Genomic DNA, 14,694 nt, shown 5'->3' on the forward strand with positions numbered 1-14,694 from the left:
AATAATCTCCGTATCTCTTGCGACTTTGTGCATAACCTTCATCATGATCACCGGCGCCCTGCCGCCTCATCGCCACAAAAAGGATTTCTTATGCGCAAACCCTTGCTGTTTACCCTGCTGTTGCTGCTGATCGCCCTGTTTTTCATCTTCGATCTGGGCAACTGGTTCACGCTGGAAGCCTTGAAACAACAACAGGCACAGATTGCCGCGCTGCGGGCCGAATCGCCCTGGCTGATGGCCGCCGGCTTTTTTGTGCTGTATGTGCTGATGGCGGCACTATCGCTACCCGGCGCCGCCATCATGACCCTGGCCGCCGGTGCCTTTTTCGGCGTCTGGCAGGGGCTGGTACTGGTGTCGTTTGCCTCGAGCATCGGCGCCACACTGGCCTTTCTGGTGTCCCGTTTTTTGCTGCGGGAACAGGTACAGCAACGCTTCGGCGACAAGCTCAAGGCCATCGACCGAGGCATCAGCCGGGACGGCGCCTTCTACCTGTTTACCCTGCGGCTGGTGCCGGTGTTTCCCTTCTTCATCATCAACCTGCTGATGGGGCTGACCGCCCTGCCCGCTCGCACCTTCTACTGGGTAAGCCAGCTCGGCATGCTGCCCGGCACCCTGGTGTATGTGAACGCCGGTACCCAGCTGGCGGCCATCAGCAGCCTGAGCGGCATACTGTCGCCGACCCTGCTGGCTTCCTTCGCCCTGCTCGGTATCTTCCCGCTGCTGGCTCGCGCCATGCTGCGCCTGGTGCAGCGTCGCCGGGTGTATAGCGGCTTCAGCAAACCCCGCCATTTCGATCGCAACCTCATCGTGATCGGCGCCGGCGCCGGCGGTCTGGTCAGCGCCTACATAGCCGCGGCGGTCAAGGCCAAAGTCACGTTGATTGAAGCCGACAGGATGGGCGGCGACTGCCTCAACACCGGCTGCGTGCCAAGCAAGGCGCTGATCCGCAGTGCCAAACTGGCCCACCAGATGCGCAATGCCGGACAGTTCGGCCTGAGCGGCACAGTCCCCGAGTTCAGCTTCAAACAGGTTATGCAACGGGTGCAGGCCGTGATCCGCAAGGTCGAGCCTCACGACAGCGTCGAGCGTTATACCAAGCTGGGAGTGGAAGTGCTTCAGGGCTACGGTACGCTGGTGGATCCTTGGACCGTAGACGTCAGCCTCCATAACGGCAACACGCAACGGTTGACCGCCCGCAGCATCATCATCGCCGCCGGCGCCAGCGCCGCCGTGCCGCCGATACCCGGGCTGGGTGACGTAGATTTTCTCACCAGCGACACCCTGTGGGACAGCATGGCCACACGGGACACGCCGCCCAAACGGCTGCTGGTCATGGGCGGCGGCCCCATCGGCTGCGAGCTGACCCAGACCTTCGCCCGTCTGGGATCCGAGGTGACGCTGCTACAGCGCAATCCGCATCTGATGCCGAAAGAAGACCCGGAAGTCAGTGACTGGGTCAAACAGGCCCTCAGCGAAGACGGCGTCAGGGTGCTGACCGAACATAGCCCGCTGCGGGTGGAGCAAGGTCGCGATGGCATTCGAGTCATGGCTACGCATCAGGGCCGGGAAACCATACTGGAATGCGACGATCTGCTGCTGGCCCTGGGCCGCAAGGCACGGCTGCAGGGCTACGGGCTGGAAACGCTGGGCATACCCACGGATCGCACCGTCACCACCAACGAGTATCTGGAAACCCTGTATCCCAATATTTATGCGGCCGGTGACGTGGCCGGCCCCTATCAGTTCACTCACACCGCCGCCCACATGGCCTGGTATGCCAGCGTGAATGCCCTGTTCGGTCACTTCAAACGCTTCTCTGTCGATTATTCGGTGGTGCCCTGGTGTACCTTCGTCGATCCCGAGGTGGCTCGGGTGGGCCTGAGTGAGCAGGAAGCCAGGGCGCAGGACATCGACTACGAGATAACCCGCTTCGAGCTGGACGAACTGGACAGGGCCATTACCGACGGCTCGGATCAGGGCTTTATCAAGGTACTGACCGCGCCCGGCAAAGACCGGATACTGGGGGTGACCATCGTCGGCGAGCACGCCGGCGACCTGCTGGCGGAATATGTGCTGGCGATGAAGCACGGACTCGGCCTGAACAAGATACTGGGCACCATTCATGTCTACCCGACCCTGGCGGAAGCCAACAAGTACGCCGCCGGCGAATGGAAGCGCGCCCATGCACCCGAGCGGGTGCTGGCCTGGCTGGGCCGTTATCATCAATGGCGGCTGGGTAAGGAATAAGCCTGTCTCTTAGTCACAAACCGGCTTGCTGAATAAAGAGGCAACCCCCGCCGTCTCTTCTTGACGCCAGAGCTAGCTACTGGCATCACAAACAGGCGACGCCGGATCTTCAAGGAGGACAAAGGGATTTCTGTTTCAGGGATAAAACGGAGCGCGTACATGGAGGTATTCATAGCGACTCGGCGGAGCGGGCCCTTTGTTCTAAATTAATATAATAATCAAATAGATATATTTTTATATGTGCGGGTATAACCACACAAAAACGGGCCGGGATGCGACTGCATCCCGGCCCGGCTTACATTGCCTGCCTGTTTAAGGTCTGCAATAACCGGGCGCTTTCATGCCCCGTTTTTTCATCAGCATACAATGACGGCTATCCACCCCATCACCCATCGACAAGGTCTGGGTAATGATGCCCGTGTTAACTGACACAGTGGCTGCCTGGGCCGGTAACATAGTTACGGTAAACACCGCCGCTAGCATAAGTGAAATAATGGCTTTCATAATGCTTCCCTCTTACCTGAATGTGCAGCCTTGTGATCACTGCCGTTGCCTGCAAGGCCTAAGTCAACAACAGGGCAATCGCCCCTCCGTCATGGCAACAGTGTCTGACGGTTACTCATAAAGACGCGGTAAGAGGGAGATTTATTACAGAAAAACAACATTATTTTACGGTCAAACTGCAAGCCGAGCACGCTGTCAGCTCAGCGCCTCGCTAAAAAAGTCCAGCAGCATCCGTACCTTGGGCGACAGATGACGGTTGTGCGGATAGAGGGCCCAGATGCCATCGTCCGGCTCCTGATAATGCTCCAGCAGGGAGATAAGCTGGCCCGAGTCCAGCGCCGGCTGCACATAATAATCCGGCAGCTGCACTATGCCGATGCCCTTCAAGGCGGCATCCAGCAGCGCCCAGCCGCTGTCACAGCGAATATTACCTTTTACCCGCACATTGCGCGGCTTGCCCTGTTCCTGAAAACGCCAGTAATCCAGGTTGCCCTGCAGGCAGTTATGTTGCTCCAGCTCCGATAACGAATGCGGCACCCCATAGGTGGAAAGATAATGGGCCGAGGCGCACACATACTGGGTGCGGGACGACAGCCGCCTGGCCATCATGCTGGAGTCTTCCAGCTTGCCCAGCCGTATTGCCAGATCGTAGCCCTCGGCCACCAGATCCAGTTTCTGGTTGGTCAGTTTCATCTGTACTTCCAGCTCCGGGTAACGCAGCACAAAATCGTTGACCAAGGGGGCTATGGTTTTTTCGCCATAGGTCACCGGCGCCGTCAGCCGCAACTTGCCCCTGGGCGCCAGCTGCAGATTGGTGATGGTACGCTCGGCTTCCTCCAGTCCGTCGAGCACCTGCCGGCAGTGCTGATAATAAATCTGGCCGGCTTCGGTCACCGACACCTTGCGGGTGGTGCGGTAAAACAGCTTGGTCGACAGCCGGGTTTCCAGCGCGCTGACCTGACGACTGACCTGAGCGGTAGAGATGCCCAGCCTTTTTGCCGCCACGGTAAAGCTTTCTACCTCGGCCACCGCCACGAACTCACTTACTCCTTCCCAGATAAACATACCTACGTCCTTACGCCGGAGCCGAATACATCGATAAGCACATTATATTATTACTTTCCAGTAAAAGTAATTTCAAAAATACAGTTATTATCAACCAAAAAAGGATAAGTATAATGGCGGGCCAAGGTAAGTCATTCCGCCAGCGCCTGCATGAGTCACGTGAGGTCTTGTGGATACTCGCCAACGTGATGCGTTCTGCGCTGGAACGCTGCCACAAAGGCTGGGGCGAGTCGGTGATCATCGGCGTGGCCGGTGCCAGTCAGGAAATTTCTACCCGCCCCTTCCATCTGATCACCGGCCGGGTCTGGAAAGGCTCGGCCTTCGGCGGCGTCAAGGGCCGCTCCGCGCTGCCGGGCTATGTTGACCGCTACATGAAAGGCGAATTCAAGCTCAGTGACTTCATCACCCATACCATGGGGCTGGAGGATCTGAACAAGGCCTTCGAGCTGCTGCATCAGGGCAGGAGTATTCGTACCGTGCTCCATTTCGACAAATAACGGCAGCGAGGCCTTGAGCTCGCATCATCATGAACGCGGCCGGAAAGTCCCCGGACTTTCCGGCCACGGCTTTACGCTCGCCCCAATGGCGCTCGGCACATAACATCTACCTCATGACTATTACTATTTAGTAAAGGTCATTTAATGCATCCGGCCATTATCACCAGAAAGAATGTAAATATAATATCACCATCGCCACCACGGCACCCCGTTTTCAGGGAGATACGGATGAGCATTGACAACCTGAGCTGTAACAAGAGCTTCGATGGCTGGCACAAACAGTACAGCCATTATTCTGAAACACTGAACTGCACCATGCGATTTGCCATATACCTGCCGCCGCAGGCCATGAGCGGTAACAAGGTGCCGACGCTGTACTGGTTGTCCGGCCTGACCTGCACCGATGAAAACTTCATGCAGAAAGCCGGTGCCCAACGCATCGCCGCCGAGCTGGGCATCGCCATCATTGCACCGGACACCAGCCCCCGCGGCGATGAGGTTGCGGATGATGACGGCTACGATCTGGGCAAGGGTGCCGGCTTCTATGTCAACGCCACCCAGGCGCCCTGGAATCGGCATTACCGCATGTACGACTATGTACTGAACGAACTGCCGGCACTTGTCGAGTCCATGTTTCCGCTCAATGATCAAAGATCCATTGCCGGTCATTCCATGGGCGGTCACGGCGCCCTGGTGCTGGCCATGCGCAACCCGGAGCGTTACCGCTCTGTGTCGGCCTTCAGCCCTATCGGCAATCCGGTCAACTGCCCCTGGGGCAAGAAAGCCTTTACGGCTTATCTGGGCAAGGACACCGCTGCCTGGGCCGACTACGATGCCAGCCTGTTGATGCGCCAGGCCGGCAGGTTTGTGCCGGCTTTGGTGGATCAGGGCGAGGCCGACGACTTTCTCACCGAGCAGCTCAAGCCGGAGACGCTGGAGGCCGCTGCCCATATCAGCGGTTATCCGCTGGAGCTGAACCGGCGGGAAGGCTTTGATCACAGCTATTATTTCATCGCCAGTTTCATAGAGCAGCATCTGCGCTTTCACGCCGGACACCTGACCAAGTCATGATCCGGCCCCGGGGAACAGCTTTCAAGGTCAGCATTCAGTCCCCCGCTAAGGCGGGGGGCCGGTGTCTTTGCAGGCAGCCCGCAGGCTGACGACTCTGCGCCGCAGTCCCTGGATTCCCGCCTTAGCGGGAATGACACACTGATCTCGTCACCCTCGCGTAGGCGGGGGTCCGGTGCTACTCTGCAGGCGATGCCACCGCTGCAGAGCCGTGCTTACCATCCTGGATGTCCACCTTCGTGGACATGAGCAGGTGTTTTATGCATAACAGGGTGGAAAGACCGCCAAGGGTCAGAATCTTATGACTTCTTCATCCCGCCGGCTGCACTTGAATGACCCATTTCTGCATTTATCACCACTCAACTACCGCACGGAGGCTGGCATGATCGTTCGGCAAAAAGCGCACGCGTTCAGGCTGTTCTTTACCCTGCGCGGCTCCGTCATCCCGCAGATTTATCCCCAGATTTTGCTGATCACCCTGCTCAGTATGTTAATCGCCGCTATTCAGCACGGGTATCCCGGTTTTTTTGCCTCTTACAGCACGGCCCCCTTTACCCTGCTCGGGGTCGCCCTGTCGTTGTTTCTCGGCTTTCGCAACAACGCCAGCTATGCACGCTGGTGGGAGGCACGTGAACAATGGGGCCAGTTGATGATTGATGCTCGCAGCCTGGCCCGCCAGGTGATCTCCTTTATGGATCAGGAAACCGAAACCGGACGGCACACCCAGCGGCGCATGATCCACCTGACCATCGCCTTTACCCATGCCTTGCGCCACCGGCTGCGTGACACCTCGCCCTGGCAAGACGTCGACCGTTTTGTCGAGCCGGAGCATCATGCCAGCCTGCGCCAGGCGCAAAACCTGCCCGAGTGCCTGCTGCGGCTGATGGGAAAGAAGGTCGGTTACAGTCGGCGCCAGCGGTTATTATCGGAGTTTCTGGTGCAAAGCATGGACGAGCGGCTCACCTCCATGACCGGGGTGCTGGCCGCCTGCGAACGCATTCAGAATACGCCGCTGCCGTTTGCCTATACCCTGCTGGTGCACCGCACCACCTATCTGTATTGCTTTATGTTGCCCTTTGGCCTGGTCTCTTCTTTGGGTTGGGTCACTCCCCTGATCTGTGCCGTCATCGCCTACACCTTTTTCGGCCTGGATGCCCTCAGTGAAGAGCTGGAAGAACCCTTTGGCCTGGCCGCCAACGATCTGCCGCTCGGCGCCCTGTCGCGTACCATCGAAATCAACCTGCTGGAAGCGCTGGAAGAAGCCGAGCTTCCGCCCGTCCTCACCCCCAAAGACGGCTGCCTAACATAGCCACACCCTGCTATGCCCAGTATTGTTACTGACAATCAAAAGTCATTTGCATCGATGGGTCATTATCTCTGAACGCAGGGGAAATATAATCTCGGCCGGCGATACCGGGTTCGTAAAACGGGTTCGTAAAGAGTCAGGCCGACTGGCCCGATTGATTGACTTGATACAGAGGTTCTTTTGATGATGCCATCCCTTACTCCGCGCCTGTCACAGCTGGCCGGTGCCGATCTTGTCCGGCCGCTGGCCCATATTCGTCGCGGCATCGAAAAGGAAGCCCTGCGGGTAACCCCCAGGGGCCGGCTGGCACAAGGAGCTCATCCGACTACCCTGGGATCCGCGCTGACGCACCCGCATATCACCACCGACTATTCCGAGTCACTGCTGGAATTTATTACGCCTGCCGGCGAGCACATTGGCGAGACCCTCGATTTTCTGGAGCAACTGCACCGTTACACCGCCATCCAGCTGGTGGACGAACGTCTGTGGCCCGCCAGCATGCCCTGCGCCCTGCAGGGTAACAACAGCGTGCCCATCGCCGAATACGGCACTTCCCGTTCGGGCCGGATGAAGCACACCTATCGCCGGGGTCTGGATGTACGCTATGGCCGCATCATGCAGAGCATTGCCGGTATCCACTTCAACTTCTCTTTGCCCGACAGCTTCTGGCAGGGCTATCGGCAGTTGCTGGGCAGCCAGGACTCGCTGGCCGATTTCCGCTCGGCCCAGTATTTTGCGCTGATCCGCAACTTCCGCCGCTACGGCTGGCTGCTGCTCTATCTGTTCGGCGCCTCGCCCGCCCTCAGCCGCTCCTTTATGGATGGCCGCCCGCACCGGCTGGCCAGCCTTGGCACCGACACCCTCTATCTGCCCCACGCCACCTCGTTGCGCATGAGCGGCCTCGGTTACCAGAGCGACGCCCAGGCCAGCCTGCACATCAGCACCAACAGCCTGGCGGAATACGGCCGGGATCTGACCCGGGCCCTGAATACCCCCCATGCACCCTATACCCGCATCGGGGTCGAGGTAGACGGCGAAATCCGCCAGCTGAACGACAATATTCTGCAGATAGAAAACGAGTATTACAGCGATATTCGCCCCAAGCGGGTGACCCATGCCGGAGAAACACCGCTGCAGGCCATGGCAGACCGGGGCGTGGAATACATAGAAGTGCGCAACCTGGACATCAACCCCCTGCTGCCGCTGGGCATCGATGACACCCAGGTCCGTTTTCTGGATACCTTTCTGCTGTTCTGCCTGCTGCAGGACAGCCCGGAAATCGGCGAGCAGGAACAACGGCGTCTGGCCCGCAACCAGACTCGCATTACCGAGCAGGGCCGCCGGCCCGCTCTGCGGCTCGACACCGCCAGCGGCGAACTCGGCCGCACCGCCTGGGGCGAACAACTCTTTGCCGAGCTCGGCGCCATCGCCCAACTGCTGGACCAAGCCGGTAGCGGCTACCGGGATGCGGTACAGCACTACAAGCCGCTGCTGCAACAGCCCGAGCTGACGCCTTCGGCCCGAATTCTGCAGCAGATGACGGCCACGAAGCAGGATTACACCCACTGGATGCAGGGCCGGGCCACCGAGCTGACGCACTACTGGCAACGGACCCCGCTCCGCCCGGAGCAAAGCCGCTATTTCAGCCAACTGGCCCGCTCGTCCCTGGCGGCACAACAACGGCTGGAAGAGGAAGAAGCGGCCACGCCGTCAATGGCGGTCTGAGCAAGGGTGTGCCACGCTGCGAGCATGGCGGCAGCAAAGCCGTCAGTTGTCAGGAGCCAACTTGAGCACGAACTGGCTGTTACTGCGAGGGCTGATGCGCGAGCAACGTCACTGGGAAGGATTTCCCGCACGTTTGCAACGGTACTTTCCCGATGACCGGGTAATACTGGCGGATTTACCCGGTTTGGGCCGCGAATATCATCAATCGAGCCCGTGCCGCATTCCGGACATTACCGACGGGTTAAGAGCGCGTTGGCAGGCAAAGCGGGCCCGGGGCTCGCTAAAGCTGCTCGCCTTGTCACTGGGCGGCATGGTCGCACTAGACTGGGCCAGCCGTTACCCTGCCGAAGTGAGCGCCGTGGCCTTGATCAACAGCAGCCTGGCCGGCCTCAGCCCCTTTTATCACCGGCTGAGGCCGTCGGCATACTGGCCGCTGCTGAAATGGTGCCTGTGGCAGCGAGATCCCCTGCTGCAGGAGGCCGCCATACTGCAGCTGACCAGCCGTTTTTTTGCCCATGACACTCGCATCCTGACCCGCTGGGCCGCCTATTCCCGGGAACTGCCACCCAAACGCCGCAATACCTTGTGCCAGCTGCTTGCCGCCGCCCGTTATCGTCCGCCCCCTACCCGACCCCGGGTGCCCGTGTTGGTGCTGAACAGCCTGGGCGACGAACTGGTCCATCCCCGCTGCAGCCAGGCCATTGCCGAGCATTGGCAACTTCCCCTGCGCCGCCACCCCGATGCCGGTCACGATCTGCCTCTGGATGCCCCGGACTGGGTCTGTAAGCAAATACGGGCATGGCTACACCACGGGACTGATGCGCCCGGCTGATCAGGCCAGGAGCAGCAGCTGGGGTGCCGTTTGACTCAGTGCCTGATAAACACGCAGGCTGGCATAGGCATCGTTAGCGGCATAGCTCTGTTGAGCGGCAGACAACGACTCTGCCGCCCAGTTGGAGAGGGTGACTCTTCTGGACTTCGGCAGGTATTCGCCCAGCACCACGGCCACCGCGGCCTGCAGCCCCACCTGCTGGCGATACCCCAGCCGCTTGACCGCTCCCGACAGCTCCATGGTGGTGTGCAACCCAACCCCCAGCAGGCGCTGCACCGGCCCGCGATCCGATTTGAGCCCGAACCCCACCTTGATAATCCGATCCGATTGAAGAACCTCGGCCAGCAGTGCTCTGCCGGCGACGTTGCCAGCCAGATGCCCGGCCGTAAACAGAAAGGCATGTTCGGGGGTGGCCAATTGCACCAGATGCGGGCCTGTGCCGGTTTCACCCGCCATGAAGGTCGGCTTGCTCTCTGTATCAAAACCGATGTGGGTGCAGTTGCCGAGCTGCTCTCGGGCAAAACTTACCTGCCCGGCGCTCTCGATCAGATGGATGTTTGCCTGAGACAAGCCGCTAAACTCGGGGAGCTCACGCATGGCGTTCTTGGTGGGTCTTTCAAGATATTCACGAGTGTCCATATCAGCCTCATGCTATTAGTTAAAGATCCCGGCGCCGAGACGAGCGATAAACAGAGACTATCGTATTGATAAGAATAAGCCATTTAACCCTGAGGGACGGGAGTGGTATACCTGTCGGGGCCGGATGGCGACAAGCTGGTGCAACAACCAGTTAGCAGTAACCCGCCGTCAGTTTTACCGAGCAGTTCAATTAGCATCACCAACACTGGAGAAATAATTGATGAACGAAAATAAACAGGACGCAGCCAGTACCGGAACATGCCCGGTCATGCACGGTTCTCGTACCAAGCAGGGTAACAACGGCACGGCAAACCTGCACTGGTGGCCTAATCAGCTGAACCTCAGGATACTGCACCAGAACACCGCCGAGTTGAATCCCCTGGGCGCAGACTTCAACTACGCCGAGGCCTTCAAGAGCCTCGATCTGGCCGCGGTGAAAAAAGACCTGCATGTGCTGATGACCGACTCGCAAGACTGGTGGCCGGCCGACTATGGCCACTACGGTCCCCTCTTCATCCGTATGGCCTGGCACAGCGCCGGCACCTATCGCATCGGCGATGGCCGCGGTGGCGCCGGCAGTGGCTCGCAACGCTTTGCCCCGCTCAACAGCTGGCCCGACAACGGCAACCTGGACAAGGCCCGTCGCCTGCTGTGGCCCATCAAGCAAAAATACGGCAACAAGATCTCCTGGGCCGATCTGCTGATACTGACCGGCAACGTGGCGCTGGAGTCCATGGGTTTCAAGACCTTCGGCTTTGCCGGCGGTCGTCAAGACATCTGGGAGCCGGAAGAAGACATTTACTGGGGTGCCGAGCAGGAGTGGCTGGCCACCAGCGACAAAGCCAACAGCCGGTACGCCGGCAATCGCAAGCTGGAAAACCCGCTCGCCGCCGTGCAGATGGGCCTGATTTACGTCAACCCGGAAGGCCCGGACGGCAAGCCCGATCCGCTCGGCTCTGCCCGCGACATTCGCGAAACCTTCGCCCGCATGGCGATGAACGACGTTGAAACCGTGGCTCTGACCGCCGGCGGACACACCTTCGGCAAAACCCACGGCGCCGGCGATCCCGCTCATCTGGGCCCGGAGCCGGAAGCGGCCCCTCTCGAGGCCATGGGCCTCGGCTGGATCAACAGCATGGGCAGCGGCGCGGGCGAAGATACCATCACCAGCGGCCTGGAAGGCGCCTGGACCCCGACTCCGACCCAATGGGACATGAGCTACTTCGACACCCTGTTCGGCTATGAATGGGAATTGACCAAGAGCCCGGCCGGCGCTCACCAATGGACGCCGAAAGACGCCGCCGCCAAAGGCACGGTGCCGGATGCCCACAACCCGAACAAGCACCATGCGCCCATGATGTCCACCGCCGACATGGCGATGCGGGAAGATCCGGCCTATCGCAAGATTTCGGCGCACTTTCATGCCCATCCGGACGAGTTCGCCGACGCCTTCGCCCGGGCCTGGTACAAGCTGACCCACAGAGACATGGGCCCCATCTCGCGCTACCTGGGCCCCGAGGTCCCGAAAGAAGAACTGATCTGGCAAGACCCGGTACCGGCCCTCGATCACGAGCTGGTTAACGAGCAGGACATCGCCAGCCTCAAGAGCACGTTGCTGGCTTCCGGGCTGTCGGTCTCCGAGCTGGTAGCCACCGCCTGGGCGTCGGCCTCGACCTTCCGTGGCTCCGACAAACGCGGCGGCGCCAACGGTGCTCGCCTGCGCCTGGCGCCGCAGAAAGACTGGGAAGTTAACCAACCGGTGCAACTGGCAAAGGTACTGAAGGTGCTGGAAGGCATACAGAACGACTTCAATCAGGCGCAAACCGGTAACAAGCGGGTATCGCTGGCCGACGTGATCGTACTGGGCGGGGCCGCCGCCGTTGAGCTGGCCGCCAACGATGCCGGACACCCCATCGAAGTCCCCTTCACGCCGGGCCGCACCGATGCCTCGCAGGAGCAGACCGATGTGGAGTCCTTCGCGCCGCTCAAGCCACAGGCCGATGGTTTTCGCAACTATCGCCGTACCAAATTCGCCGTGTCGGACGAAGAAATGTTGGTGGACAAGGCACAACTGCTGCAACTGAGCGCGCCGGAAATGACGGTGCTGCTAGGCGGCATGCGGGTGCTGGATGCCAACTACGAAAGGACACAACATGGGGTCTTTACCCGCCACCCGGAAACGCTGAGCAACGACTTCTTCGTCAACCTGCTCGACATGGACACTGTGTGGCAGCCCGCCAGCGGTGAAGAGGATGTGTTTGAGGGACGAGACCGCCAAACGGGGAATGTGAAGTGGACGGCGACACGCGTCGATCTGATTTTCGGCTCCAACTCCCAGTTGCGGGCGGTGTCGGAAGTGTATGCCCAGGCTGACGCCAGAGAGACATTCGTGCGCGATTTTGTCACCGTCTGGAACAAGGTGATGAACGCGGACCGCTTCGAACTCGCCTGATCCGGCCAATCACCGCCCGGGTGCCGGCAATACCGGCACCCGGGCGGTGTCTCGGCTGGTACTTTTATTCAGGGGTGCCCCGATACCGTGTAACGGTTCCCTAATCCAGCGGACTCTGTTGCCGGTACGGCACTCCGGGCTCGGCACGGGTAAACTGCGGACTGTCCTCTATGATCTGCGCCAGACGGGCCGTCGCCTCGTTAATCTGTTCGGCCACAAACAGAGTAGTGTCGGTCCTGGGCAGAGAAGGCAACCCCTCATCAATCACCACCATGCCCGGTTCCAGCGTCTTGCGCGGGATCACCCCGACCCCAATCCCCGCCCGCACCGCCGCCAGCACCCCCGCCCGGCTCTGACTGGTAAAGGCGATACGATAGGACGTTTCCGCCCGCTCCAGCGCCCGACGCGCCGTGTCCCTGTGATAACAGCCTTCAACAAACATCGCCAGTGGCAAGGGCTCCCGCAGATGCGCCATGTGCATCTCCGAGCGCACCCACACCAGCTCATCACGACCGAGACGTTGTCCCTCGCCCGACAGTTCCGGCATTTCCACCAGGGCAAGGTCCAGCTTGCCTTCCCTGACCAGCGACGCCAGATAATGGGGTCGATGATCACAGAACACTTCCAGTCTCGCTTCCGGGTAGTTGAGGACAAAGGCTTCCAGCAACGGGGGCAGGCTACGGGTGGCATATTGATCATGGGTGCCGAAGCGCACCTTGCCGCCGATATCCGCGTTCTGAAACGAACCCAGGATCCGATCATGCAGGTTTAGCAACTGCTGGGCATGAGCCCGGAGCGACTCTCCGGCCGGGGTTAACCGTACTCCATATTGCCCGCGTTCCATCAGCTCGGCGGTGACCAGTCCTTCCAGCCGGTTCAACTGCATGCTGATGGTAGAGGGTGCCCGGTGCAGCCGGCCAGCCGCCATCGTCAGGTTGAGTGTTTCCGCCACCACCACAAAGGTCCGCAGCAGAGTTATGGGTAAGTCACGCATGATAAGATTTCAATTTTATTGAAGGCAGATATTGATATTTATCGATTTACCGAAAACTGGCAAGCATTCAGGATGGACTGGTTATCGATTCATCATCAGTTCAGGGAGAGACAGCGATGAAGATGGCCGTGATATTCGGAATGAACCAAATCGTCAGCCACGGGTTTGGCATCTTCCTGTTTGCCGCACTGGTGCCGCTGATGCGGGAGTCCATTGCCCTCAGCCACTGGCACCTTGCCGCTATCGGTGCTCTCACCCAGCTGGCCTATCTCGCCGGCGCCATGCTGCTCGGATTGCTTGGCCATCGGCTGGGAACCGCACGCCTGTCGCTGCTGACCGGCAGCCTGGCTACCAGCCTGCTGTTTACCATGTCGCAACTGCAAGACCCGTTATACATTACCCTGGCGCTGACCTGCCTGGCTGCCAGTGCCGCCATCAGCTGGGGAACCATAGTGGAGATAATCAGCCGCCATGCCCGACCCGAGCAGCGTTCGACCTACCTCTCGGCCGTATCCAGCGGTACGGCCTGGGGGTATGGCCTGAATGGCCTGCTGATCCTGCTGGTGATTCCCTCCCTCGGCTGGCAACAGGGCTGGCAAATAGCGGGGATGATGGGGCTGCTGGTGGTCTGCCTGACCTGGTACCTGCTAAACGGGTTAAAAAAACCGTTAACCGCCGAGGCCGAGCCCCTTGAGTCGGTCATTCCCGCCTCGAAGCTGTTAAGCACCATTTTGGGCGAGCAAACCGCCTTCTTTGCCTGCCTGATCTGCTTTCTGGTCGGGTTTGCCACCATGCCCTTTTCCAACTGGCTCAACACCTATCTGGACCAACTGGCCCTGCCTGCCGCCCTCGGCGGCTACACCTGGACCACAGTGGGGCTCACCGGCATGGTAGCAGGAGTGCTCACCGGCAAGCTGGCCGACCGCAAGGGTCACGGCGTGGCATTGTTGGTGATATTCGGCGGCTTCGCCCTGGGGCTGGCGGCGTTTATCTACGATCCGGGCCAGTTTGCGCTGCTCGCCGGCGTTGGTTACGGCCTGATGTATTTCCCCATGTGGGGCGTACTGGCGGGCTGGATTGGCCGGCACTACTCCGCTACCGCCACCATGCAAATCAATGGCATCTGCATGGTAACCTTTGGCATGGGCGGCTCCCTGGGTAATCTGCTGGCCGGGTATATCCGCGAAACAACGGGTTCGCTGGAGGCCGTATTTATAACGCTGATGGCGGATGCGGTGCTGCTGGTTATCCTGGCCTTGTGGATACTGAGTGTCAGCGCCAGGCGCAGGCCAATGCAGTCCGCAGCCTGACTGCCCTCACTAGGGAAATATCCCTACGCCGGCACCTCTATCGGCAGACACCGCA

Annotated in this window: 11 protein-coding genes and 1 pseudogene; 8 read left to right on the forward strand and 4 right to left on the reverse strand. The window is 59.9% G+C overall.

Going from position 1 to position 14,694, the window contains the following annotated elements; all coding sequences use genetic code 11:
• Nucleotides 1-90 precede the first annotated feature (90 nt).
• Entirely contained in the window at nt 91-2,247 is a 2,157-nt protein-coding gene (locus tag ACLEIV_RS01560; protein ID WP_410454909.1) for an FAD-dependent oxidoreductase, read from the forward strand.
• 312 nt (nt 2,248-2,559) lie between these two features.
• Here the strand turns inward: ACLEIV_RS01560 and ACLEIV_RS01565 are convergent, their stop codons facing one another.
• Together ACLEIV_RS01565 and ACLEIV_RS01570 are read right to left on the reverse strand one after the other, a co-directional pair.
• Nucleotides 2,560-2,751 carry a hypothetical protein gene (locus ACLEIV_RS01565; protein WP_410454910.1) on the reverse strand — a complete coding sequence of 64 codons (192 nt, stop codon included), beginning with the start codon at nt 2,749-2,751 and terminating at the stop codon, nt 2,560-2,562.
• Between the two features lie 195 nt (nt 2,752-2,946).
• Nucleotides 2,947-3,816, reverse strand: coding sequence for a LysR family transcriptional regulator (locus ACLEIV_RS01570; protein ID WP_410454911.1), 870 nt, complete (start codon nt 3,814-3,816; stop codon nt 2,947-2,949).
• 185 nt (nt 3,817-4,001) lie between these two features.
• On the opposite strand from ACLEIV_RS01570, the pseudogene ACLEIV_RS01575 reads away from it, so the two are divergent.
• The 5 genes and pseudogenes from ACLEIV_RS01575 to ACLEIV_RS01595 form a co-directional block, all read left to right on the forward strand.
• A pseudogene (locus tag ACLEIV_RS01575) lies at nt 4,002-4,313 on the forward strand (S-(hydroxymethyl)glutathione dehydrogenase); the annotation flags it as partial.
• Between the two features lie 228 nt (nt 4,314-4,541).
• Nucleotides 4,542-5,384 (forward strand): S-formylglutathione hydrolase, encoded by an 843-nt coding sequence (fghA, locus tag ACLEIV_RS01580; RefSeq protein ID WP_410454912.1) that lies wholly within the window; start codon nt 4,542-4,544, stop codon nt 5,382-5,384.
• Nucleotides 5,385-5,763: 379 nt separating this feature from the next.
• On the forward strand, nt 5,764-6,690 hold the full coding sequence (locus ACLEIV_RS01585; protein WP_410454913.1) for a bestrophin family protein: 927 nt from the start codon (nt 5,764-5,766) through the stop codon (nt 6,688-6,690).
• Between the two features lie 180 nt (nt 6,691-6,870).
• The gene (gshA, locus tag ACLEIV_RS01590) at nt 6,871-8,412 is read left to right on the forward strand and encodes a glutamate--cysteine ligase (RefSeq protein WP_410454914.1); all 1,542 of its coding nucleotides are present in this window, start codon (nt 6,871-6,873) and stop codon (nt 8,410-8,412) included.
• Nucleotides 8,413-8,473: 61 nt separating this feature from the next.
• Complete coding sequence (locus tag ACLEIV_RS01595; protein ID WP_410454915.1) at nt 8,474-9,244, forward strand: alpha/beta fold hydrolase; 771 nt, start codon at nt 8,474-8,476, stop codon at nt 9,242-9,244.
• Here the strand turns inward: ACLEIV_RS01595 and ACLEIV_RS01600 are convergent, their stop codons facing one another.
• A complete protein-coding gene (locus ACLEIV_RS01600) occupies nt 9,245-9,883 on the reverse strand; it encodes a 3'-5' exonuclease (RefSeq protein WP_410454916.1) in 639 nt (212 codons plus the stop codon).
• Between the two features lie 220 nt (nt 9,884-10,103).
• On the opposite strand from ACLEIV_RS01600, the gene katG reads away from it, so the two are divergent.
• Nucleotides 10,104-12,335, forward strand: a complete 2,232-nt coding sequence (katG, locus tag ACLEIV_RS01605; protein WP_410454917.1) for a catalase/peroxidase HPI — start codon at nt 10,104-10,106, stop codon at nt 12,333-12,335.
• A gap of 100 nt (nt 12,336-12,435) precedes the next feature.
• Here katG and ACLEIV_RS01610 read toward each other — a convergent pair whose 3' ends face one another.
• On the reverse strand, nt 12,436-13,329 hold the full coding sequence (locus tag ACLEIV_RS01610; RefSeq protein ID WP_410454918.1) for a LysR family transcriptional regulator: 894 nt from the start codon (nt 13,327-13,329) through the stop codon (nt 12,436-12,438).
• 116 nt (nt 13,330-13,445) lie between these two features.
• On the opposite strand from ACLEIV_RS01610, the gene ACLEIV_RS01615 reads away from it, so the two are divergent.
• A complete protein-coding gene (locus ACLEIV_RS01615; protein WP_410454919.1) occupies nt 13,446-14,639 on the forward strand; it encodes an MFS transporter in 1,194 nt (397 codons plus the stop codon).
• The last annotated feature ends 55 nt before the right edge of the window (nt 14,640-14,694 follow it).

It is taken from the genome of Oceanisphaera submarina (assembly GCF_046521305.1).
GTDB lineage: Bacteria > Pseudomonadota > Gammaproteobacteria > Enterobacterales > Aeromonadaceae > Oceanimonas > Oceanimonas submarina.

What these genes read in the sequence shown, in the direction of transcription:
- ACLEIV_RS01560 (WP_410454909.1), top strand. Translation starts at nt 91, where the DNA reads ATGCGCAAACCCTTGCTGTTTACCCTGCTGTTGCTGCTGATCGCCCTG.
- ACLEIV_RS01565 (WP_410454910.1), bottom strand. Translation starts at nt 2,751, where the DNA reads ATGAAAGCCATTATTTCACTTATGCTAGCGGCGGTGTTTACCGTAACT.
- ACLEIV_RS01570 (WP_410454911.1), bottom strand. Translation starts at nt 3,816, where the DNA reads ATGTTTATCTGGGAAGGAGTAAGTGAGTTCGTGGCGGTGGCCGAGGTA.
- fghA (WP_410454912.1), top strand. Translation starts at nt 4,542, where the DNA reads ATGAGCATTGACAACCTGAGCTGTAACAAGAGCTTCGATGGCTGGCAC.
- ACLEIV_RS01585 (WP_410454913.1), top strand. Translation starts at nt 5,764, where the DNA reads ATGATCGTTCGGCAAAAAGCGCACGCGTTCAGGCTGTTCTTTACCCTG.
- gshA (WP_410454914.1), top strand. Translation starts at nt 6,871, where the DNA reads ATGATGCCATCCCTTACTCCGCGCCTGTCACAGCTGGCCGGTGCCGAT.
- ACLEIV_RS01600 (WP_410454916.1), bottom strand. Translation starts at nt 9,883, where the DNA reads ATGGACACTCGTGAATATCTTGAAAGACCCACCAAGAACGCCATGCGT.
- katG (WP_410454917.1), top strand. Translation starts at nt 10,104, where the DNA reads ATGAACGAAAATAAACAGGACGCAGCCAGTACCGGAACATGCCCGGTC.
- ACLEIV_RS01610 (WP_410454918.1), bottom strand. Translation starts at nt 13,329, where the DNA reads ATGCGTGACTTACCCATAACTCTGCTGCGGACCTTTGTGGTGGTGGCG.
- ACLEIV_RS01615 (WP_410454919.1), top strand. Translation starts at nt 13,446, where the DNA reads ATGAAGATGGCCGTGATATTCGGAATGAACCAAATCGTCAGCCACGGG.